27 protein-coding genes are annotated in these 26,376 nt (G+C 48.7%); 1 reads left to right on the forward strand and 26 read right to left on the reverse strand.

Annotation, left to right across the window (positions count from 1 at the left end):
- Positions 1 to 31: 31 nt before the first annotated feature.
- From MHB46_RS13995 to pth, 16 genes are all read right to left on the reverse strand, one after another.
- Positions 32 to 970 (reverse strand): protein kinase domain-containing protein, encoded by a 939-nt coding sequence (locus MHB46_RS13995; protein ID WP_103049279.1) that lies wholly within the window; start codon positions 968 to 970, stop codon positions 32 to 34.
- Positions 954 to 1,703: a hypothetical protein gene (locus MHB46_RS14000; protein ID WP_341162625.1), complete on the reverse strand. Its 750-nt coding sequence runs from the start codon at positions 1,701 to 1,703 to the stop codon at positions 954 to 956. Before MHB46_RS14000 ends, MHB46_RS13995 begins: the two co-directional genes overlap by 17 nt.
- Positions 1,704 to 1,829: 126 nt before the next feature.
- The gene (gene spoIIE / locus MHB46_RS14005; RefSeq protein ID WP_023986443.1) at positions 1,830 to 4,337 is read right to left on the reverse strand and encodes a stage II sporulation protein E; all 2,508 of its coding nucleotides are present in this window, start codon (positions 4,335 to 4,337) and stop codon (positions 1,830 to 1,832) included.
- A gap of 504 nt (positions 4,338 to 4,841) precedes the next feature.
- The gene (locus MHB46_RS14010) at positions 4,842 to 5,366 is read right to left on the reverse strand and encodes a S1 domain-containing RNA-binding protein (RefSeq protein WP_014279051.1); all 525 of its coding nucleotides are present in this window, start codon (positions 5,364 to 5,366) and stop codon (positions 4,842 to 4,844) included.
- 123 nt (positions 5,367 to 5,489) lie between these two features.
- Positions 5,490 to 5,819, reverse strand: coding sequence for an FtsB family cell division protein (locus MHB46_RS14015; protein WP_341162626.1), 330 nt, complete (start codon positions 5,817 to 5,819; stop codon positions 5,490 to 5,492).
- A 4-nt stretch (positions 5,820 to 5,823) separates the two neighbouring features.
- On the reverse strand, positions 5,824 to 6,402 hold the full coding sequence (yabQ, locus tag MHB46_RS14020; RefSeq protein ID WP_013308136.1) for a spore cortex biosynthesis protein YabQ: 579 nt from the start codon (positions 6,400 to 6,402) through the stop codon (positions 5,824 to 5,826).
- Positions 6,399 to 6,683: a sporulation protein YabP gene (gene yabP / locus MHB46_RS14025; RefSeq protein WP_025721693.1), complete on the reverse strand. Its 285-nt coding sequence runs from the start codon at positions 6,681 to 6,683 to the stop codon at positions 6,399 to 6,401. Before yabP ends, yabQ begins: the two co-directional genes overlap by 4 nt.
- Before the next feature lie 178 nt (positions 6,684 to 6,861).
- On the reverse strand, positions 6,862 to 7,140 hold the full coding sequence (locus MHB46_RS14030; RefSeq protein WP_016818913.1) for an RNA-binding S4 domain-containing protein: 279 nt from the start codon (positions 7,138 to 7,140) through the stop codon (positions 6,862 to 6,864).
- A complete protein-coding gene (locus tag MHB46_RS14035) occupies positions 7,140 to 7,412 on the reverse strand; it encodes an HU family DNA-binding protein (protein ID WP_341162627.1) in 273 nt (90 codons plus the stop codon). The genes MHB46_RS14030 and MHB46_RS14035 overlap by 1 nt, the downstream gene beginning before the upstream one ends.
- Positions 7,413 to 7,745: 333 nt before the next feature.
- Positions 7,746 to 9,245, reverse strand: a complete 1,500-nt coding sequence (gene mazG / locus MHB46_RS14040) for a nucleoside triphosphate pyrophosphohydrolase (RefSeq protein ID WP_341162628.1) — start codon at positions 9,243 to 9,245, stop codon at positions 7,746 to 7,748.
- Positions 9,246 to 9,403: 158 nt separating this feature from the next.
- Positions 9,404 to 11,062 (reverse strand): putative polysaccharide biosynthesis protein, encoded by a 1,659-nt coding sequence (locus MHB46_RS14045; RefSeq protein ID WP_341162629.1) that lies wholly within the window; start codon positions 11,060 to 11,062, stop codon positions 9,404 to 9,406.
- Between the two features lie 140 nt (positions 11,063 to 11,202).
- Positions 11,203 to 11,745 carry a stage V sporulation protein T gene (gene spoVT / locus MHB46_RS14050; RefSeq protein WP_023986438.1) on the reverse strand — a complete coding sequence of 181 codons (543 nt, stop codon included), beginning with the start codon at positions 11,743 to 11,745 and terminating at the stop codon, positions 11,203 to 11,205.
- 167 nt (positions 11,746 to 11,912) lie between these two features.
- Positions 11,913 to 13,031: a peptidylprolyl isomerase gene (locus tag MHB46_RS14055; RefSeq protein WP_165179752.1), complete on the reverse strand. Its 1,119-nt coding sequence runs from the start codon at positions 13,029 to 13,031 to the stop codon at positions 11,913 to 11,915.
- Positions 13,015 to 16,542 (reverse strand): transcription-repair coupling factor, encoded by a 3,528-nt coding sequence (gene mfd / locus MHB46_RS14060; RefSeq protein ID WP_341162630.1) that lies wholly within the window; start codon positions 16,540 to 16,542, stop codon positions 13,015 to 13,017. Before mfd ends, MHB46_RS14055 begins: the two co-directional genes overlap by 17 nt.
- Before the next feature lie 134 nt (positions 16,543 to 16,676).
- Positions 16,677 to 16,907, reverse strand: coding sequence for an anti-sigma-F factor Fin family protein (locus tag MHB46_RS14065; protein ID WP_013308128.1), 231 nt, complete (start codon positions 16,905 to 16,907; stop codon positions 16,677 to 16,679).
- A gap of 86 nt (positions 16,908 to 16,993) precedes the next feature.
- Entirely contained in the window at positions 16,994 to 17,554 is a 561-nt protein-coding gene (pth, locus tag MHB46_RS14070; RefSeq protein WP_061831840.1) for an aminoacyl-tRNA hydrolase, read from the reverse strand.
- A gap of 74 nt (positions 17,555 to 17,628) precedes the next feature.
- On the opposite strand from pth, the gene MHB46_RS14075 reads away from it, so the two are divergent.
- Positions 17,629 to 17,829, forward strand: coding sequence for a hypothetical protein (locus MHB46_RS14075; protein ID WP_023986434.1), 201 nt, complete (start codon positions 17,629 to 17,631; stop codon positions 17,827 to 17,829).
- A gap of 68 nt (positions 17,830 to 17,897) precedes the next feature.
- On the opposite strand, the gene MHB46_RS14080 is transcribed toward MHB46_RS14075, so the two are convergent.
- From MHB46_RS14080 to rnmV, 10 genes are all read right to left on the reverse strand, one after another.
- On the reverse strand, positions 17,898 to 18,851 hold the full coding sequence (locus tag MHB46_RS14080; protein ID WP_013308125.1) for a ribose-phosphate diphosphokinase: 954 nt from the start codon (positions 18,849 to 18,851) through the stop codon (positions 17,898 to 17,900).
- Positions 18,852 to 18,910: 59 nt separating this feature from the next.
- A complete protein-coding gene (glmU, locus tag MHB46_RS14085; protein ID WP_341162631.1) occupies positions 18,911 to 20,308 on the reverse strand; it encodes a bifunctional UDP-N-acetylglucosamine diphosphorylase/glucosamine-1-phosphate N-acetyltransferase GlmU in 1,398 nt (465 codons plus the stop codon).
- 345 nt (positions 20,309 to 20,653) lie between these two features.
- Entirely contained in the window at positions 20,654 to 20,941 is a 288-nt protein-coding gene (gene spoVG, locus MHB46_RS14090) for a septation regulator SpoVG (protein ID WP_007428016.1), read from the reverse strand.
- A gap of 175 nt (positions 20,942 to 21,116) precedes the next feature.
- Positions 21,117 to 21,944 carry a pur operon repressor gene (gene purR, locus MHB46_RS14095; RefSeq protein WP_013308122.1) on the reverse strand — a complete coding sequence of 276 codons (828 nt, stop codon included), beginning with the start codon at positions 21,942 to 21,944 and terminating at the stop codon, positions 21,117 to 21,119.
- Positions 21,945 to 22,125: 181 nt separating this feature from the next.
- The gene (gene ispE, locus MHB46_RS14100; RefSeq protein ID WP_029519377.1) at positions 22,126 to 22,980 is read right to left on the reverse strand and encodes a 4-(cytidine 5'-diphospho)-2-C-methyl-D-erythritol kinase; all 855 of its coding nucleotides are present in this window, start codon (positions 22,978 to 22,980) and stop codon (positions 22,126 to 22,128) included.
- 143 nt (positions 22,981 to 23,123) lie between these two features.
- Complete coding sequence (locus MHB46_RS14105) at positions 23,124 to 23,303, reverse strand: small, acid-soluble spore protein, alpha/beta type (protein ID WP_007428013.1); 180 nt, start codon at positions 23,301 to 23,303, stop codon at positions 23,124 to 23,126.
- Positions 23,304 to 23,465: 162 nt separating this feature from the next.
- Complete coding sequence (veg, locus tag MHB46_RS14110) at positions 23,466 to 23,747, reverse strand: biofilm formation stimulator Veg (protein ID WP_013308120.1); 282 nt, start codon at positions 23,745 to 23,747, stop codon at positions 23,466 to 23,468.
- Positions 23,748 to 23,948: 201 nt separating this feature from the next.
- Positions 23,949 to 24,845: a sporulation peptidase YabG gene (gene yabG / locus MHB46_RS14115; RefSeq protein WP_272640836.1), complete on the reverse strand. Its 897-nt coding sequence runs from the start codon at positions 24,843 to 24,845 to the stop codon at positions 23,949 to 23,951.
- Between the two features lie 55 nt (positions 24,846 to 24,900).
- Positions 24,901 to 25,785 carry a 16S rRNA (adenine(1518)-N(6)/adenine(1519)-N(6))-dimethyltransferase RsmA gene (rsmA, locus tag MHB46_RS14120; RefSeq protein ID WP_341162632.1) on the reverse strand — a complete coding sequence of 295 codons (885 nt, stop codon included), beginning with the start codon at positions 25,783 to 25,785 and terminating at the stop codon, positions 24,901 to 24,903.
- 7 nt (positions 25,786 to 25,792) lie between these two features.
- Positions 25,793 to 26,338: a ribonuclease M5 gene (rnmV, locus tag MHB46_RS14125; protein WP_013308117.1), complete on the reverse strand. Its 546-nt coding sequence runs from the start codon at positions 26,336 to 26,338 to the stop codon at positions 25,793 to 25,795.
- Between the last annotated feature and the right edge of the window lie 38 nt (positions 26,339 to 26,376).

Here is a 26,376-nt window from a genome sequence, read left to right on the forward strand (position 1 = left end):
TGATCATCTGTTATCTTATGTAAGTCTGCTGCTACCTTAACGCAATCCAGAGCGCTCCGGCAAGCAGCAAAAGCGATACCGTGAAAGCATATCCCAGCCAGCGTGGGTTCCCTTTTTTGACCGACGATTGCCTGACATGTGCGGAAGCCAAACGTGACCAAGATCGGGCCGCTGCACGAGTATCGGAATATTCTCCACGCACTGCACCCAGTAGCCATTCGGCATAGGGGCGTAATACACGGCTACGGCGAATGATGACCGTCAATTCTGCCGTATTACGCAACTGTGGCAGCCTGCTCGCAGCCGCCTTTAACGATTCGCTCTCCAATATATGAATCGTTAGAAGAGCGAAGGCAAACAGGTCATACTGGGAATCGGCATTTCGGCTACCAGCATTCCAGAATCCCCTATCATACCACTCTGTGAATTGTTTAACACTCCGACCAGCAAGAGACACCCCACCGTAGTCAATTAATTCAGCCTCTCCATAGGCATTGACCAAAATATTCTGCGGCTTCAGGTCGCCAAACACCCATCCTGCCTGATGGAGATCCGCCAGACGATTCAGTATACCGGTTCCAGCCACACCATACCATTCCGGCCCTTTGGCTGCCACAAAACGATGAAGCGGATCACCCTTAACATATCGCATAACATAAAAGGGGATTTCTCCGCTGCGTAACACTACATCATCCACCTCAAACAAAAAGGAAGGATTTCCATTTCGCTGAAGGGCGGCCTGAGTCCCCTGAGACTGCAATGTGGTCAGCACATTAATCTCTGATTGCAGATCAAGCGTGTTCTTTCCCATTTTCAGAGCAAATTGCCGATCGGCCTGTGCTTCTTTTACCAAATATACAGTTCCGTTCGCTCCCCGGCCCAGCAAGCGCTGGATGACATAGCTGCTCCGCTTCCACTTGCCCTTGATGACCGTTCCGGGTGCAAGAACGGGATCAGACGACGTAGTCACCGAGCATCCCTTCTCCTTTGCCATAGGATTCTTCCAGATCTTTCTGTTCTCCTAGTGTAACATATCGGTAATAATCAATCACTTGTAAAATGGCAGGACCTGTCGGTGTTGCCCCTTTCATCCGCAAGCGTCCAAATATCGATTTGATCTGGTTAAGCTCAGAGGTCCAACCGATATCCATGACTGCGTCTTCTCCCATTTTGCCGCCCGGAAAATGAAATACAGATATACGGCTGTGTCCGCTTCTGGACTGTAAACTGAGCAGCAAATCGCGGATGCTGTCCTCTACAGCAGGTAGCTTGGGCTTCATGCTCGCACTTGCATCAATGAGCAAAGCAATCTCCAGGGTGCTTGTTTCTGTCAGTTCATCCATCACCTCAACCACTTGGGCTCGTTTGGCCGGAGGAAGTTCACCGATATGTTTGGCGCCACCCCTACCCAGAATGTGCGTTAACTCTCTATTAACCGCCTGCTGAATGGTTTGAACCACCGTTTTGCGCGTCATCATCTGCATGGTCTGCGCCAACTGTTTTGTCCCTACGATTTGGCTAAACCCTCCCCCTGCTTTAGCAATTTCTTGAATCTCCGCACTGCCAAGCTCGCCAATAGTTCCATAATCTATGACTCCGGCGACGTTCACTGTAATACCTTCCCGTAAAGCCTGGGCAGCCGCCATGACTGGACTAACACCTACATTCGAGCATCCGTCTGTAATGATCAAAATTTGCTTCATCGTTTTTTGACCTCCGCTTCCTCTTAATCTATCCCGATAGATTCTATCTTTGCCTAATCCGGAACGATTCAAACGAAGGATGCGGATTTTTAAAAATGGGTAAGGAATTTCCCGGGCAATGTCGGCTTAGCTCACCGTCCGTGGACGTTCCAACCACCTCATGCCAGGTACATGGAGAGTTGCCCACTCTGGGCGGAAGTGGTCGATTTTACTAACAACTACAGTCATATCATCATAGATTTGATTTTGTTGGTATCGAATAACCCGTTCTAGCAAACAGTCGGCCAACTGCTGAGGATCTTCGCTTTCAATTTCCTGAATCATGCGTTTCATCCATATTTCCTTATTAACCGCGTAACCCGGTGAGTCGTATATACCGTCTGTAATCATAATGAGAATATCGCCTGGCTGGAGCTGCAGTGATACCAAATCAATTTCAATATCCTGTATAATGCCAATCGGCAAGTTGCTGGCAGATACAGGGATGACCTCCTCCCCTCTTTTAATAAAGCTCGGCGTAGACCCAATCTTCATAAAAGTTGTCTGGGCCGTGTACTGATCAATCAGCGCCATATCGACCGTAGCGTACATTTCCTCAGGTGATCGCAGCATCAGGACAGAGTTAACCGACTTGATCGCCAACTTTTCGTCCATACCCGATTGCAGTAATTCCTCCAAAATGTTAAGTGCTGCGCTGCTTTCTTGCTGCGCGCGCTCTCCGTTCCCCATACCATCACTTAATGAGACTGCAAAAGTCCCGTTCCCTAGCTCCATCATGCTGTAGCTGTCACCTGAGAAAAAATCGCCTCCTTTGGCGGCACTAGCTACCCCTGTAGCAATCTCATACGTTTTAGCAGAGCCGAACATGACTGTAGCCAAGCCTTGGCGGCGATCTGCCTCCGTTTCGCGCATCACAGCTATATGCTCGTCCAGTATGTCCGACAGAAGTGGAGCAATGATTTTCCGACATTCATCAAATCCCCTTGTATAGGCATGGACAATCTCAATTTCTACCTGACCTGCATCCAGGTTAATAATCTCGATGGATTGAATGGACAAGCCCAGTCTATCAAGAGCCTCTCGTATTTGCTCCTCCTGCCGATGCATGGTCTGCCCTTCCCGCTGAATTTCTCGCGCTAAATCCTCCATGATTTGTGAAACACCCGATAGCTGGTCAGCAACAAGCTGACGACTATCGTATACTTGGCGCTTCCACTGCATATTATGTTGGTAGAGGCTATACTGCTGCTTCATCACTTGCAGGACAGCGCCCGTTTTAGCACATGCCTTGCTCCATTGCGGGGGGATCTGCTCCGGCTCCAAATCCGGGTTATCCTCAATGGCGCTCATCATTTCCGTCATATACTGATGGGTTTGCATAAACTTGCCGTCCCAGCACTGCTCACACTTGAAGCAGGAGGCACATGTCCCTTCTGCCACCGCATTCATAAAGTGTTCGATTTCTCCGTCCGACTTCGTGCTCTCACTCGCAGATATCTGGTGAAAGCTGCGGGATAGCTGACTGAATACACGGGAAAACTTCGTTACCCGCTCTGCGGTGAGATCGCGGACCCTTTTGGCATATTCATGCTGAGATTTGGCGTGGTCTTGCGTACCGGGAACATAGGTAGAAACCGCTTTAAAGAAACTTTTGGGGGTCATTAAGAATAATAGAATCGCCGCACAGCTCTCCCAGGTTGACGTCAGCACGTCTCCGGTCCCGTCCAAATAGATTGTCAGAATTGAGGAGCCTAGCAGCATTCCAAGTGCAACAGCACCCTTTTTCCCTTCACGCAGCATTCCTGCCAGCAAACCTGCAAAAGCGAGTAAACTCATCTGCACAATTGCAGACATATTGGCCAAGCTTAAAATTAAACCGGTAATTACACCGACCGATGCACCCAGCGAAGCACCTCCCACCAAAGCAAACACCAAGACCAAATATCGCGACAGTACATGATCGACAGACAATGAATGAACAGTCCAGCCTACTGCTCCCGTCATCACAGAGGCTAATAAAATAATAAGACATAAAATTTCCTCATTTTTGAGCTGGCTTGTCTTCTTGCGGTACGTAAACAACGGTATGGCCTGCGTGAACACCAGCGTAAGCATAAAACTGAGAACCGCATCCGTTCCCACAATGATAAGCTCATACCATGTGAAAGTTGGAGCCATCACGGCGTTAAATAAATTGACCATAAACACCGACAAGAAAACCATAAGCGGGGCATAGGATAATTCCAGACGGTCGAAGGTTCGTAGTCCGCGATACAGGAGATAAAATACCAGTAGCTCGCCACCAATCATAAATAACGATGGGTAAGGAGCTAACAGGCTGCCTAACACAACGGATACAGCTACAGGCAGCATCAGATCACGCCGAAGAAACGTTATGACCGCAAAATAAGCGAGGGCAAACGGAGAAAGCTCGTCCAAAATAGTGGCGCGTCCCAGTAGAACTCCCATAGCTGACAATAGCAGCATCCATCTTTGCGCCGTTACCCATTGCACCACTTTATGTGAATCCAGCCGTTTCTTGAGTCTGGAAGACCAACCTTCCGTACGCTCTTTGGATTTGGACTTTCTAGATTTTAACCCCGGAAAATGTACCACGTTCCATTTCTCCATCATGCGTCAGGCACCCCATTCATCAATTTGATGTTCCTATCTTAAACCGGAACGACTGAGAAAGTTTGTCAGAACCCCACGTCTTATTCCAAGAAATTTCCGACAAAAAAACGTTCTGCGCGAAAGGACAGAGCATCACTCTGAACATCAAGCTACGCCCGTATGGAAGCCGATGGAAGAAGCGCCCGCTACTCCTTACATGACCTCTCGATGTCGTTCATCCTGATGTCCAATCTAGCGATTTGCACAGAAGATAGACGGAAAACCGTTGGAGTTTGTCGGACGATTATGTCCTCACGACAAAAAAAACATCCGCTTTCCAGCATCGAAGCTCTTTTCTTCTTCATCAAAATTGCGAATCTCATAAATGCCCGTACGACTAACCACTGGATTCAGCGCCCACAGCCACTGCTTTTCGCATCTGTTGTCGGTAGAACGCAAAAAAACCGTATCAGTCTCTCGACTGTACGGTTTTCCGTGTATGATTGATACGGTTGTCAAAGTGAATTAAACACGCTTCGCGCCGCGTCCTCCGCGTTTACCTTCGGTGTTCTTTTTCAGCGACGAAATGCGTTCCTCACTATCTTTCAGGAAGCGTGACATTTTATCCTCAAATGAAGGTTTACCCGGTGCAGGCTTGAAAGAACGGCCTCCACGATCGCGATTGAAACCACCGCCACCACCACCGCGTCCTTGACTTGGACCTGAACCTCCACCGCCGAAACGGTCGCCTCCGCCTGGTCCTCCTGTACGCTCCGGTCTTGGAGCTCTTGGGGGACGGGCTTCACTTGCCGGCTTGTCAATCGTTTGCTTAATGGAAAGCCCGATTTTGCCATCTTTGTCAACATTAATGACTTTCACCGTCACAACATCATTAATCTTCAGGTGGTCGTTAACATCCTTAACATAGTTATCGGCGATTTCCGAGATGTGAACGAGACCCGTGACACCTCCAGACAAATCCACAAATGCTCCAAAATGCGTGATGCCTGTCACTTTGCCCTCTAACTTGGTGCCCACTTCAATTGCCATAGAATAAAATGATCCTCCCTTAAAATATACAACCGATTTTTTTGCAAAAAAATCCCGCTGTGGTGATTTGATTATACAAAATGGCGGAACCAAGGTCAACTAAGCATTGGCCCGATAATGTTCCTATTTCTGATCTCCGATGATTGGCGTCTCTTCCGGTTTGTAAAGACCGTACTTGCTTCTGGCAATCTCGCCAATGTACTCAGGGTCCTTGAGACGATTCACTTCGGTTTGAAGCTGTTGTTCCGTTTGTGTAGCAGCTTGCTTCTGCTTTTCCTTCTGGGTGAGCTGTTCACTTCGATCGGCCATAATCATGCCTTGAGAAAAAAAGGTAAAAATTGCCCAACTAACAAAGGCGGCAAGCGATAGCAACCAAATCATGATTCGCCTGCGCCCGCCCGCGTTGGACTTGGACGTAGAAGATGAATGGCGATCTACAGACGAATTACGCATGATACTACCTCCTTCCAAACCATCTTTTCGCTGTGTTTTTCAGTCTGATACCCAGCTTTACGAGCAACTCTGGAGTCTTCCAGCGCGCTTTAAGCGGACCGATCAGCCATAGGATCGGCTTCCAAACCGGCATCAGGATGTATATCAGCATCCTTCCCAGGAACACAATTAGTGCCCATGTCCATCCGACCAGCTTGCGTAACAGCCGATACAGCGCTAACACCGGAAGAACAATCAGGATGCGCAGTATGCTGTTCACGATCAACGTCAGTCTGCGAACTATCTCTAATAACATTACCACAAAACGTTGGGTTGTAACACTAAAGGCCCAAAAATAGAGCCAAACCCCCAAAAGTAGTCCTAAAAAGACATAAAACCGCAGCTCACCGCGATTACTCGCGTATAGCACACGGAAAATAAACAAAGCCGAGGCCACCCAGTACAGCACGTCCAACATATGAACGCTCCAGCGGGCAAAATGAAAGCGGATGGACAGCACCCGGTAGCTGTCAAACACCACTCCCATGGCTATGCCCGACAACAGCATCCACGTCAACGTCAGCCATTGCGTGTAAGGGTTCATTTGAAGATCTTGCCGAATAGGCTTTTTCCGTTTTTGGCCGGGGCCCCGGGCTCCAGGTAGACGAGGGAAGTAATCAGACCTTCAATGGACAACAGCCCCTCTTCTAGACTGAGGTTTTTGATATGTAAATGTTGTCCGCGAATGGTGAGATGGCCCAGCTCGGTCTGAAGCAAAAATTCTTCACTGTCAAAGCTCTCCACATTGCTGACGCCTGAAATATCGAGTTGCTTGCGGCTTTGCATGCGCAGATCATGATGCTTGGACTTCCCTTGTTCAATCATGGCATGTACCCCTCCTTCTGTTCTTAGCTTATGAAGGGGGCCGTATGATTTAGAACCGCTTTTGCTGTTAATCAGCATATGATGGACGAAAACTCGTCATCTAAAGAAAAAAAGCACTCCTTCATAAAATAATGAAGGAATGCTTTCATGTACAGTTATGAGAAAATCAGATGTCTGCTTACCAGTTCAAACCATTGTCCCTGGCAATAGGCTCTTCCTTTACCAAAGTGTACATACTTGCAGCCTCGTCCTTGCGTGTAGTGTCGGCGAGCCGTTCCACTCGCACGGTCACCAGCTTCTGGCCAAACTGGACGGTAATTTCATCGCCTACTTTGACCGCACTGCTCGGCTTGGCTTCGCGTCCGTTCACCAGCACTCTCCCTTGTTCGGAGACGTCCTTGGCTACCGTACGCCGCTTAATCAGCCGCGAGACTTTCAAGAATTTATCAAGACGCATTAGTTAACGGCTTCTTTAAGCTTATTACCGGCTTTAAAAGCAGGAACGGTCGATTCTGGAATTTCAATCGTGTTACCGGTTTGTGGATTGCGGCCTGTACGGCTGGAACGCTTGCGTGTTTCGAAAGTACCAAAGCCGATCAGTTGCACTTTGTCACCGCCAGCGAGTGCATCTGTAATTTCACCAAGAACGCCATTCAATACAGCTTCAACGTCACGTTTGCTCAAACCGCTTTTGCTGGAAATATTGTTGATCAGATCTGTCTTGTTCATAAGATAAAAGCCTCCCAAATGTCAAAAAATAATCATCACGCTGCATGTCCATTTATGGAGCAGACGTGAGGTCCAACTGTGGCCGAAGCCCTCCTGAATGTCACTGTAACACGCTTAACTATAAGCTACAGTTATTTTCAGAATTACTACAAGTTATTCTGGCTTGTCCGTAAAAATCCTGCAATGACAGGCGTTTTTTTATTCGACCCCAGTTAAGCCAACATCCTACTACAAAACTCTGTCCATTGGCAAGTCTTCTCAAACTGGGTCTTCTTTCAACCCTGCATATGTCTCATTTTACTGGTCTGTGCAGCCAAAAGCGAATGTGTGGAATCACGCTTTGCCAAGGAGCTTTTTCGCTTCCTGCCAGTAAGTTTCCATTTCATCTACGCTGCTTTCTTCGGGACGACGCCCCTGCTCGCGTAATTTCTGCTCAATATACTGGAAACGGTCGACAAATTTGCGATTAGTGGCGGACAATGCCTCTTCTGGATCTACTCCCATGAACCGGGCTGCATTCACGGCAACAAATAACACATCGCCTAACTCCAGCAACTGGGCTTCCACGGCATGCCCTTCACGAACCGCTTCCTTCAGCTCAGCCACTTCTTCGTCTAATTTATCAAATACGCCCTCAATGCTATCCCAGTTAAAGCCTACTTTAGCTGCTTTCTTCTGGAGCTTGTACGATTTCATAAGAGCAGGCAGATCACGTGGAACCCCATCCAGTACGGAAGGGTCTGCTGCCGTCGTGCCTTTAAGCCGTTTTTCCTCAGCCTTCATCTGCTCCCAGTTTTGCAGTGCCTCTTCCGCATCATTCGCTTGATTGTCACCAAATACATGTGGATGACGGAAAATAAGCTTATCATTCAGCCCCTGGATAACATCATACACATTAAAGGTTCCGACTTCCTCTTCCATTTGGGCATGCAGCAAAATTTGCAACAACAGATCGCCCAGTTCTTCCTTCATATGCTCAGGGTCGTCCTCATCTATCGTTTCGATGACTTCATACGTTTCTTCGATCAGATTTTTGCGAATCGACTGATGTGTCTGTTCACGATCCCATGGACAGCCCTCCGGGCTGCGTAAAATATCGACAATCTCGTGTAGACGGTCAAAAGAACGCCGTTTCAGCGCCTCATCTTCACTGCGAGGTATGTATACCAAGGATAGGTTCCCGTACCCCTCTACTCGATCCAGCTCGTACAGCGGCACCTTGTGCACCGCTTCCTCAGCTTCCACCCCAAGAGCGTGACCGACATACACCTCATAATCGTCAGGATACCGCTCCATCAGGCACAGCTTCACATCAGATGCCGTGAAGGTGTCATACACCTGTCCGATCAGCGTATGCAGCTGAGGCTGGAGCCAGCTGGCATCCAGTGTACCTGCGTCCAACAGCTGGAAACCCTCAATCGGATCAAAACCAAGACGCACAAAAGCTTCATCCAGGAAACTTTCGCCGCCCAGAATGTTCAGTTCAATCCCTTGCGCAGGACAACGCTCCTTAAGCAACTGCACCGCTGCTTCTGCCACCATCGGGTGACCGGGAACCGCATAGACGATTTCGCTTCCGTCTGCCGCCTTAACAGCCGTCGTAATTAATTGGCTGGTAATTTCCTCGTATACCTCTGGAAAGGACTCCTTTGTCTCATATACCTTGTCAAACGACTCAAAAGCCACTGCAAACTCATTCAGCACTTGAACCGCAGGATGCTCCTTGGTCCGCAGATAGAGCGCTGAAGCGCCCCGCATTTTGTTCAATATCCCTATCGTAAGCTGATCCGGATCTCCCGAGCCCAGACCTACGACCGTTAATGTTACGCTCATATTCAATCCTCCGTTTCGCAGAAACAAGGTTCATGCTCGAAAAAATACACGGCCTAACCCGCTTCCGCTTCCTTTGCTTTGGCATTTACTATACCACAAAGTTGTATACGCTCATAAAATGGCTGTGCCGCTTTCATGCCCTAAGCCCTATGCCTGGGCTAAGTCAGTACACGCAGCCTGCGCAGCACGGCTGCCAGCGGGCGTCCGAGCTTGGGCACCGCCACAAGCTCGGCTTCCGTGATCAGCCTCAAGCGTGCGAGGCCGATCACGAACACTACGGCGCCTGCGGCTACGCCCAGCAGGCTCTCCGCGGCTGCCGTGGCACGACCTCCGGCAACCCACCCCAAGGCACCCAGCACAGCGCTGGTGCCCCACATCGCCGCCCCGGCCGCACCAGCCAGGGCGATAAGCAGTGCCGCCGGCTTGAGCACGCTGGCGGACCAGCTCCCACGCAGGCCTACCAAGCGAGCCAGCAGCACGATGTTGATCACCGCCGCCAGCAGATAGGCGACAGCCCCCGCAATGGCGGCTCCAGCCGTGCCTAGCTGCGGCACGAGCAGCCAGTTTAGCAGCGCCTTGGCTACTGCGGCCGCGAGCATCGCCAGAGCCGGCGCGCGAACCGCGCCAAGCCCTTGCAGCAGCGCAGCCGAGATGATGCTGAGCGTGCCGCCTACGGCGGTTAGCGCCATCCAGCGCATGACCCCGCTGCCGGTGTCGTCCGCATACAGCATCACATTGACGGGCACAGCCAGCACGATCAAGCCTGTCGCAGCGGCTAGTCCCAGCAACCAAAACCAGCGCAGCGATTGCTCGCACTGGCGACGTGCCAGCTCCGTACCGCCGGTTATCCGGGCCTCAGCCAGCGATGGAATGAATAATGCCGACAGGGTGGTGGCAAACATCATGACTAGCTGTACCAGCGGCAGACCTCGGTTATACACGCCAAAGGCCACCATAACCGCAGTATCGTCCAAACCCTCCTGCTTTAACAATCGAGGTACGGTAAATGTGTCTACCAGACTAATTAACGGAACGGCTAGCGCTCCAAGGCAAATAGGCAAGGCATAACGCAGCAGCGCCTTTAGTAAGGCACCGTTGCTTTCCGCTGGGTGTAGCTCTCCAGTTTGTGCTTGCACTGTCGCCATGACCGTCCCTTGCCTTCTAAGCCTCTTCCTGTGATTTCGCCAATATAGCAACATGACGACCAAGCCCGCTGCTCCGCCTGCTGCTGAACCAAACACTGCTCCGGCGGCAATCATATCCGCCCCCGCTCCTTGTGACAGCATGAGCAGCAACAGCATAATCATCACGCTTACCCGTATCGCCTGCTCCGTCACTTGGGAGATAGCAGTCGGAAGCATATCTTGCAAACCTTGAAAATATCCTCTCAATCCCGCCATAACCGGCACGAACAAAAAGGCAAACGCCGCCGCCCTCACCGACGGAATGACGTGAGCATTGTCGATCCATTGACCAATGAGCGGCGCACACGTATACATCAGCACGCCCAGGATCAATCCAAACACTCCCAAGACAAGCGAAGATAGCCGAGCAACACGTTGCCCCGCTGCCCGGTTTCCCACTGCCTCAAATTCAGCTACAAATTTGGATATTGCAGCCGGAAATCCAGCAGCTGCAATGGTAATGAACAGCGTATAAAAAGGATAAACCGTATTATAAATGCCAAACACGCCGTCGCCGCCGATATTCTGCAGCGGGATTTTTTGCACTGTGCCGATCAGCTTGCTCACTACCGCTGCCAGTGTCAAAATGACAGCACCCCGTAGCAGCCGCGAAGCGGCGCGATTTTCCTGCATTCTCCGTCTTCACTCCCACCTGAAATATGCATCTTTCACGAGTCCTATTATACCGCCTCTTCTCCCGGAAAGAAAAAAACCCTGTACAACGTAGGACGGCTTTCGCCATTCTGTACGTCATACAGGGGTGAAACGGGATGTTACTGTTCCATTTGTTTGCCCAGGAAGCCAGCGGCTGTTTCAGCCATTTTGATCTCCATTTCGGACATTTTTACATTTTCGTCCTTGTTCAACAATACAACGGAACCAATGGGATCACCACCGGAAACAATGGGAGCCGCCACAAAGGACGAGAGTGTTTCTTCGTGGTCTCGCGTTAGCTCATAGGAGCCGCTGGCTGTCTCCAGCACAGTTTTGCGATTATCCATACTACCTTCGATAATGCTACCGATTGGCTTGTCCAGAAACTCTTTTTTAGAGCCTCCAGCCACCGTAATAATGGTGTCCCGATCGGTAATCATTGTAATATGGCCCGTGCTTTCAAACAGGGACTCAGCATATTCTTTGGCGAAATCACCAAGTTCACCAATAGGTGAATACTTTTTCAAAATGACTTCTCCGTCACGATCCACAAAAATCTCAAGCGGATCTCCTTCACGAATTCTCAAGGTGCGGCGAATTTCCTTTGGAATAACTACCCGCCCAAGGTCATCAATACGGCGAACTATACCAGTAGCTTTCATTTCACATGTTGCCCCACTTTCTCAAGAAGAATTTAGTAAACTACTGACGGTATCGAAAGACGCTTCCACTCCCCCAGAAGCGGTCACGAAGAACGTCACGGTCATGGTGTTTATGGTGATATCTGACCATAGTATTCATCTGTTCCCAATTCCTTATGCATGTTCAGTTATTTACCTTCGTTTGTAGCTCCATCTTTGGCTGTTCCTGCATTGGTATCGCCCGTACCGTTTGTTGTTGCGCCCGGTGTAGTTGTGCTACCGGCACCGGAAGTTGCACCGCTTTTCTCTTGCGTAGCTGGTACCTTCGGCAGATTGATTTTCAAATCAAGCTTCGTCAAATCATTTTCGGTAAAGTTTTGGATACTTTCCCCGGCCAATTTATTTTTCAGGGCTGCCTTTTCGTTGTCTTTCAATTTATCAAACGTTGGCTCATTGCGGGACTCCACTTTGATCACGTGATATCCGTATTCCGTTTCCACTGGCTCCCCGATTTTGTTAATCGGTTGAGTCTCAGCGGCCTCTTTAAAAGCAGGTACCCATTGCGCTACGGATGCATTCTCATACAGACCTCCGTTAGACGCTGAACCTGGGTCTTCTGAATATTTCTTGGCAATCGTCGCAAAATCGGCTCCTCCGTCCAGCTTCGCCTTCACTTCTTTGGCCAGCTTGAGGGTATCCTCTTTTTTGCGCTGTTTCTTCGTTTTAGGATCTTCGAAGTTAATCAATACATGGCGCACGGTTGCTGTCGTGAATTGATCTTTATTTTTCTCAAATTCCTGTTTTAGCTGATCATCTGTTACTTTGTTGGTTTCGCTGTTGATTACCGTCATTACACGCGTGAAGTAATCTTTCACACCTTGTTCGGTCAGTTTTTTATCACTCAGAAATGTCTTGAACTTATCTTCTCCGACTGACTTTTTATACTGCTCCAGCTGTTCGTTCCCTTCTTTGGCACCCTGCTCCTTGGCTTTGTCGTCCGCTTTGGCCGCCAGAAGCTTGTACACCACTTCCTGCTTTACAATTTGCTCCCGTACCTGATCCGAAGCTAACGCAGCCTCATATTCCGGGTAAAGGAATTTCATCATGCTGATTTCTTGGTTGAACTCATTTTCGGTAATCGTTCCACCCTTATAGGTCACGACAACCTTGCTGTTGTCCTTCGGTTCATCCTTGACCTTGTTCTCATCCGCTTGCTTCGTACATGCTGCCAGCACGGATATAGCTAGCAGCGCTGCCATTCCCAAGGAGAGCATTCTCCAAGGTTTTCTTTTATTTAGTTGTGGCATTTTGCAGTTCCTCCTTCAATGTGAATGCTTCTTTCAATGCACTCAAAAATTGTTCCAGCAGTTCTAGCAACTGTGGATCACTTAGACCTTTGCCCTTTATGCGTGCGCTCATAGAAGTGCCCTGTTCAAATTGTACACGTCTTTCAAAGCGATTACCAATCTCGGCAAGTTTGGCGGTCTGTACCGCCTGCTGGCGCCCTTCATGGAATTTCAACACGATATTGTCATCCCGTTGTACCATGGACTCGATGCCATACATGCGCCCATATACCTTGAGACGGGCCACGGCTAGCAAATGACGCACCGCCTCTGGCAGATCGCCAAATCGGTCGACCAGTTCATCCTCCAGTTCAGAAGCCTCGTCAAAGGTACTGACCGCTGCAACCTTTTTATAGATCTCAATCTTCTGGATACTGTCATAAATATAGTCACCCGGCAAGTAAGCATCGACGCCTAAATCAATCGACGTACTCCAATTCCGATTGGACTGATCCTCTTCTCCAAGTACGCTGACTTTACGTTTATTAATTTCCTCAGCCAGCATCTGCGAGTAAAGATCAAAGCCGACGGATGCGATGAATCCATGCTGCTCAGCGCCAAGCAAGTTACCCGCGCCGCGGATGGACAAATCGCGCATTGCAATCTTAAAGCCGGAGCCCAGCTCCGTAAATTCTTTAATCGACTGAAGGCGCTTCTCCGCCACTTCCGTGAGCACCTTATCCCGCTGGTACGTGAAATAAGCATAGGCAATCCGATTGGAACGACCTACACGCCCACGCAGCTGGTAAAGCTGGGAAAGCCCCATTTTATCGGCATCATGCACAATGAGTGTATTCACATTTGGGATATCTACTCCGGTTTCAATAATGCTCGTGCTGACCAGCACATCATATTCGCCATCCAGGAAGTCCAAAATAGTTTTCTCCAGTTCGGTTTCGGACATCTGTCCGTGGCCCACGCCCACCTTGGCCTCCGGTACGAGCGCATTGATCTCTGCAGCCATCTCCTGAATGCCCTGCACGCGATTATACAGATAGTACACCTGTCCACCGCGTGCCATCTCGCGTTCAATGGCCTCACGAACTAAAGTCTGGCTGTGCTCAACCACATAGGTTTGCACTGGAAAACGGTTTTCCGGTGGCGTCTCAATGACTGACAAGTCACGTACACCCAGCATGGACATATGCAACGTACGCGGAATAGGTGTTGCCGTTAACGTCAGCACATCTACGTTCGTTTTCAGCTTCTTCAGCTTTTCCTTGTGGGTTACGCCAAATCGCTGTTCTTCATCGACAATCAGCATTCCCAAGTCCTTAAACACCAGATCCTGCGACAACAGACGATGGGTACCAATGACAATATCGACTGTGCCTTGCCGAACTCCTTTAATCGTCTCATTCTGCTCTTTGCGCGAGCGGAAACGGCTCAATACCTGAATATTGAACGGATACCCTGAAAAACGTTCACGGAACGTCTCATAGTGTTGTTGTGCCAAAATCGTCGTCGGTACCAGCACCGCTACTTGTTTGCCTTCGATAGCAGACTTAAAAGCAGCACGAATGGCAACTTCAGTTTTGCCGTAACCTACATCACCGCATAGCAAACGATCCATCGGGCGGCTCTGCTCCATGTCCTTCTTAATCTCTTCGATGGCCCGAATCTGGTCACGTGTCTCATCATACGGGAACATATCCTCAAACTCTTGTTGCTCCGGTGAATCCTTTTCAAAAGCAAACCCTGGTGCCGACTGTCGTTCTGCATATAGCTTAATCAAGTCATCCGCAATATCCTGAACCGAGCTGCGCACCTTACTTTTAACCCGTGTCCACTCATTGCCACCCAGTTTATAAATCTTGGGTTCCTTGTCCTCTGAGCCGACATATTTCTGAATCAGATCAATTTGTTCAATCGGCACAGACAGCTTATCTCCACCCGCGTAGAGGACATGCATGTAATCCTTATGGATACCGCCAACCTCCAGCGTGCCGATCCCCATGTACTTCCCGATCCCATGATTTTGGTGTACGACGTAGTCGCCCACCTTCAGCTCGCTATAGCTCTTAATCCGTTCTGCATTGTCCACATGCCGGCCCTGCTTACGAGCTTTCCGCTGCTTCTGGGAAAACATCTCGCCCTCGGTAATGACTGCCAGATGAATAGATGGCATTTCAAAACCGCTTTGCAGATTGCCGATAGCCATCGTCGGCTCATCAATACCGTAATCTTCAAGCACTCGGCGCATCCGGTCCAGACGTTCATCTCCACTTGCCAGCATCATAACCTGCGTGCCGGCTTTGCGCCAACGATCCATCTCCGCCTTGAGCACATTCATTTGGCCATGGAAATCCTGCATTCCTCGGCAGATGAAATTCAAAATATTTTGTGGCTGGGTATGAGGAACCTGACGGAGGAAAATCGACAGAAACAACGTCTGAAATCTCCGGTTGTACAGGAGATTGTCCGCGTCATCTGACAGTTCTAGCTGCGGTAACGTTTTACCGTTTTGAAGCAAATGCAGGTTCCATTCTGACTCATCCCGTTCCAGTTGCTTGGCTGTTTCCAGCATACGTGCCGGTTCGTCAATAATCAGAATCGTATCTTCCGGCATATAGTCTGCTAGGGTTTTACGTTCAGGATACAGCAGGGAGATATATTTATAGATTTCGTCAAAATACACATGCTCTCGCAGCAACTCAATTTCACGATGGATCTCTTCTTTCAGGTGCTGCTTAGCTTGACGATCCGTCATTTTGCCCAGCTGCTCCTCCAACAAAATCGCAGCGGCATCCGCCGCCTGGTCCATACGCTGGTTATTCGCAATAACTTCCTTACACGGTGTTACGGTAACGTTCTGAACCTTTTCCACCGAACGCTGATCTTGCGGATCAAACTTACGGATCGAATCAATTTCATCGTCAAACAGCTCCACACGATAACCCCAACGGGTTGTCATTGGATAAAAATCAATAATTCCTCCGCGTACGCTCATCTCTCCACGTGATTCCACACGCTCTACACGCTGGTAGCCCATCTCGACCATATGTAGCAAAAACGCTTCCAGCTGAAGCGTCTCGCCTTCTTTCAGCTCAATACGAGCCTCACGCCATGTTTCCGGGATTGGCAGTAAACGTCGGACACCAGAAAACGGCACGACAACAATCCCACGAAAACCCTGGGCGCAGCGTATCAATACATCAATTCGTTGGGACAATGTCTCTGGACTGGATATTGCAGCTTCAGCAGCTACCAGCTCATTAGCAGGATACAATAAAACCTGATCAGGAGAAAGCGCTTCCTGTAAGTCATCTGCTATTTTTTGAGCGGCAAACATATTGTGCGTCATGACCATTAACGGTCGTCCGGTATCTTCGGCAAGCGCGGCCATCAGTACCTGTCGGGAAGAGCCTGATAAACCTGATATCAGTTGTTCCTTCATCCCTGATGAAATACCTGCTGCAATGGATGCATAATCAGCATCCTTCGTAAAAGCCTGAATAAGTGCTTGTAACAAAAAAGGCACCCCTTTATGCTTATAAATAGTTACATGTAAACCGAAAAAGAAGCCTCAGCAATGCTGCCAAGGCTCCATAAGCGGAATTGCCGCTTCACCTCTCAAGCTGGTACATCCTACCAGTTGAATACCTGTTATTGGAGCGGATTAACGAGCAGACTCAGCTCTGGATTATTCTCCAATGCCTGACTGCAATGCTCGCAAATGACTTTGACGGTCACTTCACCACCCGAATTATACGCTATTATATCTCTACGTTCGGCAGGGGTCAAGGAATGGAAGCCCAACCTTTCTTCGGTTATTGCCGCGGAATCAATTCGTCCCAAGAAAGTTCGACAATGTCTGCATACATAATTAACAATCATGTAATGTATATGCCTCCTGAAAGTTTTCTATACCTTTCAGTATGTCCAACAATCTTCCATTTAAGCCCGTCTCCCTACGTCTGAACTTACTTGTTGAATTCAGCCATCGTCCGTTCAAACGGATGACTCAAGCTGTGTTCTAAGGCGTTGCACGTGTCCTCGATCATTCCGGCCAGTAATTCTTTTTCCTTCTTGGGAAAGGTACCCAGAACATAATCAACAATAGCATGTCCAGGCTCCGGGCGGGAAATGCCCATACGAATCCGATTGAAGGACTGCGTGCCGGTATGCTGAATGATCGATTTAATGCCGTTATGACCGCCTGCGCTACCTTGATAACGCAATCTTATTTTACCGACTTCTGTATCCAGATCATCGTACACGACAATCAGATCTTCCATATCGGCCTTATAATAGTCCATATAAGCACGTAAAGACTCGCCTGATAGATTCATATAGGTCATTGGCTTAATCAGTACGGTTTTTACGCCACCAATGTGACCCTCTCCAATTAACGCCTTGCATTTGCTTTGGTTAATCTGGATGTTATGACGCGAGGCAAGAGCATCCAATGCCATAAATCCGACATTATGTCTCGTTTTCTCGTATTGGGGACCGGGGTTGCCCAATCCTACAATCCACTTCATAACTTTGACACCCTCTTTCGCAGTCTTGATTTTTTGGTAAAATAGTTGTATTGAATAGGAAGGTGCGTGCCGGTATGCTCAATCAAGGTGATATCCTCTTATATGACAGCCATTTTCTATATCATTTAAAACATTCCGTTCCTGTCCAGATCTATGACGGGAATGTACATATTCAGATTGGCATCGTTGCGCGTTTTAATGAGCATTTCGTCGAAATAGAGGACACACTATACAATCGTCAACGTTTCACATTCATATCTCGCCCAGGCTTTTAGCCTGACATGCTGATAGGGGTTACCTTTTCCATATGGAAAAGGCAACCCCTTTTTTAATGAGCCAGCGCTTATTCGATTTCAAACAGTTTGCTGATCGACAATTCTTCATGCACACGGATGATAGCTTCTCCCATTAATGGAGCCACAGACAATACCTTCAGCTTGCTTGTCGGATTCGGGTGAACGATCGGGATTGTATCCGTCACAACCACCTCTTTTAATGGCGAATTCTCCAGTCTTTCCATAGCAGGACCGGACAGCACAGCATGTGTACAACACGCATACACATCTTTTACGCCGCCTTCTTTAAGCGCATTTGCACCTAATACAATCGTTCCGGCTGTATCAATGATATCATCAATTAAAATAGCCGTTTTACCCTCAATGTTCCCGATGATGTTCATCACTTCACTGACATTTGGCTCTGGACGACGCTTATCAATAATAGCGAGCGGCGCACTCAGGAAGTCTGCCAGCTTACGCGCACGAACAACCCCGCCATGATCGGGTGAAACGACAATCGGGTTCTCAATTTGCTTGGAACGGAAATATTGGGCCAGAATTGGCGCTCCCAACATATGATCTACTGGAATATCAAAGAATCCCTGAATCTGCATCGCATGCAAATCCATGCTGATTACGCGGTGAGCTCCCGCTTTTTCAATCAAGTTAGCGACAAGCTTCGCTGTAATCGGATCGCGTGAACGAGCTTTACGATCCTGACGAGCGTAACCGTAATATGGCATAACGACATTGATACTTTTGGCAGAAGCGCGTTTAAGTGCATCAATCATAACCAATAACTCCATCAAGTTGTCGTTAACCGGCAGACAAGTTGACTGCACAATATACACATGGCAGCCGCGTACGCTTTCCGACAGCTTAACCTGGATTTCACCGTCACTAAACGATGTGGTATGGGATTCCCCCATTGGGATGCCGATGTAGTCCGCAATCTGGTGGGCTAACTTCGGATTGGAGTTACAAGTAAATATTTTGAGTTTGGAATCGCAATAAGTCATTAATAGAAACCCTCCGTGCTGGTTCATTCATTACAGATTCAACAGCTTGCTGATTAAGGTCATTCCGATCTTTTCTTCTTCGCTTTGGCACGTGCGCGGATTTTGTCCGCATATCCGGCTTTGTTCTCTTGACGTGGTCTGGCAATGGCCAGATCGTTATCAGGGACAGCATGTGTTACAGTCGAGCCTGCTACAACATAAGCACCTTTTCCAATCTTAATCGGGGCGATCAGATTCACGTTGCTGCCAATAAAGGCATCGTCTTCAATTTCTGTAATGGATTTATTATATCCATCATAATTGACCGTTATTGCCCCGCAGCCAATATTTACGTTTGTACCCACCTTGGCATCACCGACATAGCTCAAATGAGACACCTTGGAATGATCTCCAATGGTCGCATTTTTCACCTCAACAAAATCACCAATTTTCACATGTTCGCCAAGCTTCGCGCCTGGACGCAGATAAGCAAACGGCCCCACAGATGTACTGCTTCCCACTTCCGCTTCGTTCAACACCGAATGTTTTACCGTTGCGCCTGAATGGATAATCGTATTCTGAATCTCAGCCTGTGGACCAATCACACATTCTTCTCCGATTTGTGTTTGACCATGCAGCCATGTGTTCGGGTACAGTACCGTATCGGAACCAATAACAACCTCGCTCCCGATATAGGTAGAAGACGGATCAATGACAGTGACACCATTCAGCATATGCTTGCGAACAATGCGCTCACGCATATAGCCCTCAGCTATCGACAAAGCCACTCTGTCGTTAACACCGATGGATTCAGACACATCATCTGTCAAATATGCCTCAACCTGCTCACCTTCACCATGCAAAATACCAATGACATCTGTCAGGTAATATTCCTGCTGTGCATTGGTGTTCGTTACCTTGTCCAGCGCTGCAAACAGCTTGGCATTGTCAAAGCAGTACGTTCCCGTATTGATCTCCCGGACAGCATCTTCCTCAGGTGAACAATCTTTCTGTTCCACGATCTTGAGCACGGCCTCGGAAGCATCACGAATAACTCGTCCATATCCTTTCGGGTCGTCCAACTCAGCGGTCAGAATCGTCGCAGCTGCCCCACGGCTCTCGTGCAGTTGCACCAAGCCCTCCAGCGTTTCCGCTGTGATCAAAGGAGTATCCCCACAAATGACAATGGTTGTACCTTTTTCCTGACCGAGCAAGTCCTTGGCTTGCTTGACAGCATGGCCCGTTCCCAACTGCTCAGCCTGAAGCGCATATTCTGCCGACGGTCCCAAATAAGACTGTACCGCCTCTGCTCCATGACCCACGACGACTACGCTTCGGGACACACCGATTTCACGAACCGTGTCGAGCACATGCCCGACCATCGGTTTTCCGCACACCGGATGCAGAACTTTATATAATTTGGATTTCATACGTTTTCCCTGCCCTGCGGCAAGAATGACTGCCAACCTTTCCAACAAGTCCAACCTCCTATCCTGAAAATAACAGTTACCCCTTGGCTAAAACGTTAATTCCCAGATCAGATTTTGCTTAACTTTTCACAATCCTCCTGAAAAATAACGGCGAACCTTTGGTTAATGGCTATTTTTTCAGGCCAGCTTGTGCTGGACATTCATCCCCGGGACGCATCGCTGCCTAGTCCCTGTCTTATGAAAAAGCCGCTTCGGCAGCCCGGATGGCTCCAAGTTGCCTTAAAACTGACTGTTAACTCACTAAAGAATATATCTCATTCCAGACAAAAAGAAAAGAGAGCCACAGTTAGTGGCTCTCTTTTTCTTTTGTACCCCAATCCTGCTTTAGGCGAATTAAGCGCCTTCTTCAATAGCAACTTCTTCATCCACAGCTGCACGTTCGTACTCAGTCAATACAGCAGCTTGGATCTTCTCACGGGTTCCTGAAGATATCGGATGAGCGATATCGCGAAACTCTCCGTCTGGAGTTCGTTTGCTTGGCATAGCTACGAACATCCCGTTATTACCGTCGATAACTCGGATGTCATGAACAACAAACTCGTTATCAATCGTAATGGATGCAATCGCCTTCATTCTTCCTTCTGAGTTCACTCGGCGGAGTCTAACATCCGTAATCTGCATGTGTGTTTCACCACCTTTTTCCAAATAGGACTTGGTGTATACATTCCACACAGCAGTTCGAAATCCTTCTTTTTTTCGGTAATTCGTATCCTAAATTCAGGTAATTTTTTTGAAAAGATTTCTTTTCGACATATTTAGGTATTTTATGATGGATTGTGACAATTTACTGCCCTGTTCACTCATCAAAATAATTGCCCAACTTGACCGTAATTTGCTTGCTTCGAGAATCGACTGCGGTCAGATTCGCCAGTGAAATATAATCGTGCAGCAGGCGCTCTTCGTTCTCCACCTCGCCCGATTCTACCAGCACACCTACACCGGCCACCTCAGCATCAAACTCAGCCAGCAAGTCGACCATCCCCTGAATCGTGCCACCGGCCTTCATAAAATCATCTACGATGAGCACACGCGATTTCTCACGCATCGCACGTCTGGATAAAGACATTGTATGCAGGCTCTTTTGTGATCCTGAAACATAATTAATACTTACAGCCGAGCCTTCTGTCACCTGATGATCACGCCGTACGAGAACGACTGGCAAATTCAGCTGTGCTCCGGTTGCATAGGCAAGTGGAATACCCTTGGTCTCCACCGTCATAACCACATCAATCTGACGATTGGCAAAAGCGGTCGCGAATATTTTACCAGCTTCGTTCATCATCGCAGGTTGGCCCAGCAAATCGGACAAATACAGGTATCCTCCCGGTAATATGCGGTCAGGCTGCTCCAGTTGTGCACACAGGTCGTTCGCAAACGCAAGCGCATGCTGCTTGGAAAGCCTTGGGATCAGTTTAACGCCCCCTGCCGCTCCCGCCAGCGTCAGAAGCTCGCCAGTGCCCTCATCCTCAAATACTTCCTTGATGATGGCCAGATCCTCGCTTATGGAGGACTTAGCTGCCCCGTAGCGATCCGCAAAATGAGTAAGAGGCACCAGCGTATGCGGCCGTGACAACAAAAATTGCGTCATTTCCACCAAACGTGAGCTTCTTTTAAGTTTTTTCACAACAATTCCTCGCGATCTATTCTCCTGCCGCCCGCTTTGTACAGTAAAGCACCGGCGGACTGGCCGGTTGCTGGCGGAATGTAAGTGATATAGTAAAATCCGAATATTTAATAGTAAATATATCATCTTTGTACGTATTTGTACAACAATTACCACTATAATAAGAAAAAAATATCTAAAATCAGGTCAAAAGTCGTACTGCGTACACATCTTTACAAAACCCTCTTAGTCCATTGTAAATCCGTGGCACTTTGGCTTCTTTCGATACCAGTCCGAACACTGTAGGTCCACTACCTGACATCAGCACACCGTCTGCTCCTAAGCGGATCATGGAGTTTTTAAGATGCTCTACCTCTGGATACAGCTTTAGTGTTACATCCTCCAGTACATTCCCCAGCGCGTTGCATACATCGGTAAAAGAAGCGTTACGGATCGCATGCTCCATCTGGCGGGCAGACGGGTGGTGCGTAATCTGATCCGCTTTGACACGACCATACACTTCAGCCGTCGATACATTAATCGGCGGCTTCGCAAGGATCACCCAGCATTGTGGCGGATTCGGAAGTGGCTTGAGCAGTTCTCCGCGTCCGCTCGCTAAAGCTGTACCCCCTGTAATACAGAAAGGTACGTCTGAGCCCAGCTCCGCACCCAGCACCCTTAATTCTGCATCCGAGATGCCAAGCTTCCACAGCTTGTTCAGTCCACGCAGCGCTGCGGCGGCATCACTGCTTCCGCCCGCCAAGCCTGCCGCCACCGGGATATGCTTATCCAGATGGATATGGACGCCCGTAGACACGTTATAACGTTCCTTGATCAGACGCGCAGCCTGAAAAGCCAAGTTTTTTTCATCCAATGGTATGTACCCGGCTTGACTTGAAATAATAATGGTATCACGCGGTAACTCAGACATCGTCAATCGGTCAGACAGATCGACCATGGTCATAATCATTTCGACCTCGTGATAACCATCGTCCCGCTTACGTAGAACATCAAGCATTAAATTGATTTTCGCCGGTGCTTTTTCATATATTTTCAAGGCGTTCACCCACCTTCAACTTTTCCCTCAAGACAGCTTAACATATTATATCAGACTCAGCGTGTCAAGTCATGAGGTTCAAAAAAGCGGAGATGACCCGGTCTAATCCGGATATCCCCGCTTTTCATCAGCACCACCGATAGCTACGATTTGCGGGAAGCTGCCTGCTCGGCAAGTTGGATAGCCCGCTTGACCATATTGCCCGCATCCTTGGCTTTAATGCCTCCCCAGCCTTCTTCCTTGACCGTGTCGTAAAATCCAAGATCTTTGGCCAGCTCGTACTTTAGCTCCTCCGACATGACACTCCGTCTTCTTCGGCTCATACATACGCCTCCTTCGGCAATGGAATAAGGAAGATCATTCCCGGCTTAGTATGTGCAGAGATGTCATGCTTCATCCTGCTCTGTATATACAAAACGGCCCCGTCATTTGAAATGACGAAGCCGTCGTTAAACCTGCAAAGCTGGTATAAATCACGAAATCAATTAAGGTGTTTCAAAATATTCGACTACACTTGTATGGGAGTCGGGATCATATACGCTGACTTCTACCGACTCGGTAAGAATGTCAGCATAGCTGTAGGAGACACGTTTAAACGTCTGTTGCTCCTGATCCAGCTTGACGATAAAAACAGAAGGGTACGTTTCTTCCAAGACACCAGTTCGTTCGACGGTCTTACGGCGTCCGCCGTTAGCCCGCAGCAAAATTTTTTGCCCTACATGTGCGTCGAGACTGCGTTTGATTTCCAACAGCGTATTTTTAGCCATTGCCTAACGACCACCTCTTTCCTTGTCCATTATAACGAATTTTAGAGGGATTGTCAAATCAAGCTAAATATTATAACAACACGAAAAATAAGTTGTCAATTTAATTTTTTGCGAACAGGAATAATTTATATAAAAAATGACAAAAAGCCTCTGAAAGCAGAGGCTTTTTGCTCAGGTTAATCCTATTGGCACATTTGAATCCTAGATTGCGGAAGGCGTTACTTTAAGCGTTGATAAATTTTCAAGCTTCGGCAGGCCGATGCGATAGCTTCCCCTAGTTTCAATTCCACCCACTCCACGACTGCCACTGATTGTCTGGTGAAACAGGTCCCCCATGTTGACCGTATCACGGATCGAAGTAAAGGCCGCCTTGGCAGCCACGTAAACGGGGTCCAGCGCGTGAATCAGGATACGCCCTGGTGAGCTGGCGAAGTTCGCTCCCGCACGTAGCAGCGCCTCAAAATGGGACTGGCACGCTCCCGCTACAATCGTCAGCGAATCCAGATGACGTTCATATTGTCTTGCTACCTGAATCGCCGCCACAAAATTTTGCGAATTTTTATAACTTTTCAAGCTGTACAAATCGTAAGGCTGTGGCTGCTTCAGCACACCGTCATGTCCGGTAATGACTACGATATCCGGACGGATACGAGGAAGCAGTCGGTACAACGTGTCTGCCATTGCCGATTCGTGAACGTGATGTCCCTCTGCAGGAACACGGAGCTGTTCATATAAACTGAGACATTTTTTCAGATAGCTGGGATCTCCATCCAGGTGAAGAACCTTTCCCGGCATTTCAAAATACGTTGACTCAACCGGATCACTCCAGTCCCCTACCAGAGCTGCCTGACTACGAGCAGCTTGCTGCTGGCGTGCCCGTTGCAACAGATTAAGAGACTCACCAGCCTTAATGTGGGCCTGCTGAGCCTTACCACTAATCTGGTCTGCAGGCACTCTGACCAGATCGTTCACCGGAGAATCGGCCAGCAGCCGAAATTCTATTCCCTTAATGATCGCTTTATCCCGCTGGATGTCCTCAACGCGAAACGTGACATCCCCGCCGTACGATTTCCGAACGACCAAGTCTCCTAAACTCATCACACTGTATCACCCCTCCTATATCGTATGGGTGAATGCACAGTTTGGTTCCAGCTTAGGATATACCTGCCTCCAATAGCACAGCGCTGAGACGCGCAAATTCCTCAATACTTAACGTTTCTCCTCGACGGGAGGGTTCAATACCAGCTTGTTGCAACAGCGGCTCCAGCGTGTCCCTGTTCTCTTTGGTGAAGAAACGGCTTTTTAAATTATTGGAGATGGTTTTACGACGCTGGGCAAAAGCAGCATGAACCACTTCAAAGAAGTGCTTCTCATCCACCACTTCCACCGGAGGGGCTTCCCGTACACGCAGCCGGATGACTGCAGACTCCACATTCGGCTGGGGAATAAATACTGTATTCGGCACAGTACAGACTAATTCAGGTTCGCTGTAATATTGCACCGCAATGCTCAGACTGCCGTAATCCTTCGTTCCAGGAGACGCAGCCATGCGCTCAGCCACTTCTTTTTGGATCATAACGACGATATTCTCCAGAGGGAGCTTGTCCTCCAGCAGCCTCATCAGAATCGGTGTAGTAACATAGTACGGTAGATTAGCCACGACACTTACTTTACTCACGTCTGCAAAATCGGCTGCGAACACCTCTCGCAAATCCAGCTTCAGCACGTCTCCATGACGTACCTTCACATGCTCGTAAGGGGCCAACACCTCTCCGAGAATTGGCAGCAGCCGCTGGTCAATCTCGACAGCGGTAACTGCCTTAGCCGATTGCGCCAGCTTCTCGGTCAAAGCGCCAATCCCAGGACCGATCTCAAGTGCACCCTTCGTCTCATCCAATCCGGCAGCATTTACAATCTTATTGAGAATATTTTGATCAATCAGGAAATTTTGTCCCAAACTCTTTTTGAACGAAAAACCGTGCCGTTGAATAATTTCCTTCGTACGCCGCGGTGTTGCTATATCTTGAATCCCTGTCATACGGACATCACAATCCTTCACTTTCAATTTGTGCCAGCGCCCCGGCAAATTCCTCGCGGCTGATCTGAAATACAGAGAGCCGTTTATGTAGCTGCTTTCCGTTACAATAACCAATACCCAGCACATTCCCTAAGGCCATACGGCGTGCAGCAGCATTGGGATGGGTGATGAGTCCAGCATCAATCAGGTCCGCCCACTCAATCAGCGGGTCGGCGCCTTCCACTGTCGTATGGACCCGTGCAAGAGCGTGTCTGATCGCTTCTGGTGAGGCATTCTCCACGCCAATATCTCCTTTACGCGTCGCTTCTGCCTCGGGTATAAAGGCCTGCTTGCAGCCGGGTACCTTGGAAGCGATAATCTTACGGATGCGCTCCCCTGCATGATCGGGATCGGTTAAAATGATGACCCCCCGCCGCTCCTGCGCCAATGCAATTTTACGCAGCGTCATTTTATTAATGGCGGAGCCGCCAGTTTCTATCGTATCCGCTTCAACAGCGCGGCGAATGGCCACCGTATCATCCCGGCCCTCTACCACGATCACTTCCTTGATCATTTGCGTTTCCCTCCACTGCTACACAGCAAGCTATATTT

This window comes from Paenibacillus sp. FSL H7-0703 (genome assembly GCF_038003485.1).
GTDB lineage: Bacteria > Bacillota > Bacilli > Paenibacillales > Paenibacillaceae > Paenibacillus > Paenibacillus polymyxa_B.

What these genes read in the sequence shown, in the direction of transcription:
- MHB46_RS14000 (WP_341162625.1), bottom strand. Translation starts at nt 1,703, where the DNA reads ATGAAGCAAATTTTGATCATTACAGACGGATGCTCGAATGTAGGTGTT.
- spoIIE (WP_023986443.1), bottom strand. Translation starts at nt 4,337, where the DNA reads ATGATGGAGAAATGGAACGTGGTACATTTTCCGGGGTTAAAATCTAGA.
- MHB46_RS14010 (WP_014279051.1), bottom strand. Translation starts at nt 5,366, where the DNA reads ATGGCAATTGAAGTGGGCACCAAGTTAGAGGGCAAAGTGACAGGCATC.
- MHB46_RS14015 (WP_341162626.1), bottom strand. Translation starts at nt 5,819, where the DNA reads ATGCGTAATTCGTCTGTAGATCGCCATTCATCTTCTACGTCCAAGTCC.
- yabQ (WP_013308136.1), bottom strand. Translation starts at nt 6,402, where the DNA reads ATGAACCCTTACACGCAATGGCTGACGTTGACGTGGATGCTGTTGTCG.
- yabP (WP_025721693.1), bottom strand. Translation starts at nt 6,683, where the DNA reads ATGATTGAACAAGGGAAGTCCAAGCATCATGATCTGCGCATGCAAAGC.
- MHB46_RS14030 (WP_016818913.1), bottom strand. Translation starts at nt 7,140, where the DNA reads ATGCGTCTTGATAAATTCTTGAAAGTCTCGCGGCTGATTAAGCGGCGT.
- MHB46_RS14035 (WP_341162627.1), bottom strand. Translation starts at nt 7,412, where the DNA reads ATGAACAAGACAGATCTGATCAACAATATTTCCAGCAAAAGCGGTTTG.
- mazG (WP_341162628.1), bottom strand. Translation starts at nt 9,245, where the DNA reads ATGAGCGTAACATTAACGGTCGTAGGTCTGGGCTCGGGAGATCCGGAT.
- MHB46_RS14045 (WP_341162629.1), bottom strand. Translation starts at nt 11,062, where the DNA reads ATGCAGGAAAATCGCGCCGCTTCGCGGCTGCTACGGGGTGCTGTCATT.
- spoVT (WP_023986438.1), bottom strand. Translation starts at nt 11,745, where the DNA reads ATGAAAGCTACTGGTATAGTTCGCCGTATTGATGACCTTGGGCGGGTA.
- MHB46_RS14055 (WP_165179752.1), bottom strand. Translation starts at nt 13,031, where the DNA reads ATGCCACAACTAAATAAAAGAAAACCTTGGAGAATGCTCTCCTTGGGA.
- MHB46_RS14065 (WP_013308128.1), bottom strand. Translation starts at nt 16,907, where the DNA reads ATGATTGTTAATTATGTATGCAGACATTGTCGAACTTTCTTGGGACGA.
- pth (WP_061831840.1), bottom strand. Translation starts at nt 17,554, where the DNA reads ATGAAGTGGATTGTAGGATTGGGCAACCCCGGTCCCCAATACGAGAAA.
- MHB46_RS14075 (WP_023986434.1), top strand. Translation starts at nt 17,629, where the DNA reads ATGCTCAATCAAGGTGATATCCTCTTATATGACAGCCATTTTCTATAT.
- MHB46_RS14080 (WP_013308125.1), bottom strand. Translation starts at nt 18,851, where the DNA reads ATGACTTATTGCGATTCCAAACTCAAAATATTTACTTGTAACTCCAAT.
- spoVG (WP_007428016.1), bottom strand. Translation starts at nt 20,941, where the DNA reads ATGCAGATTACGGATGTTAGACTCCGCCGAGTGAACTCAGAAGGAAGA.
- MHB46_RS14105 (WP_007428013.1), bottom strand. Translation starts at nt 23,303, where the DNA reads ATGAGCCGAAGAAGACGGAGTGTCATGTCGGAGGAGCTAAAGTACGAG.
- veg (WP_013308120.1), bottom strand. Translation starts at nt 23,747, where the DNA reads ATGGCTAAAAATACGCTGTTGGAAATCAAACGCAGTCTCGACGCACAT.
- yabG (WP_272640836.1), bottom strand. Translation starts at nt 24,845, where the DNA reads ATGAGTTTAGGAGACTTGGTCGTTCGGAAATCGTACGGCGGGGATGTC.
- rsmA (WP_341162632.1), bottom strand. Translation starts at nt 25,785, where the DNA reads ATGACAGGGATTCAAGATATAGCAACACCGCGGCGTACGAAGGAAATT.
- rnmV (WP_013308117.1), bottom strand. Translation starts at nt 26,338, where the DNA reads ATGATCAAGGAAGTGATCGTGGTAGAGGGCCGGGATGATACGGTGGCC.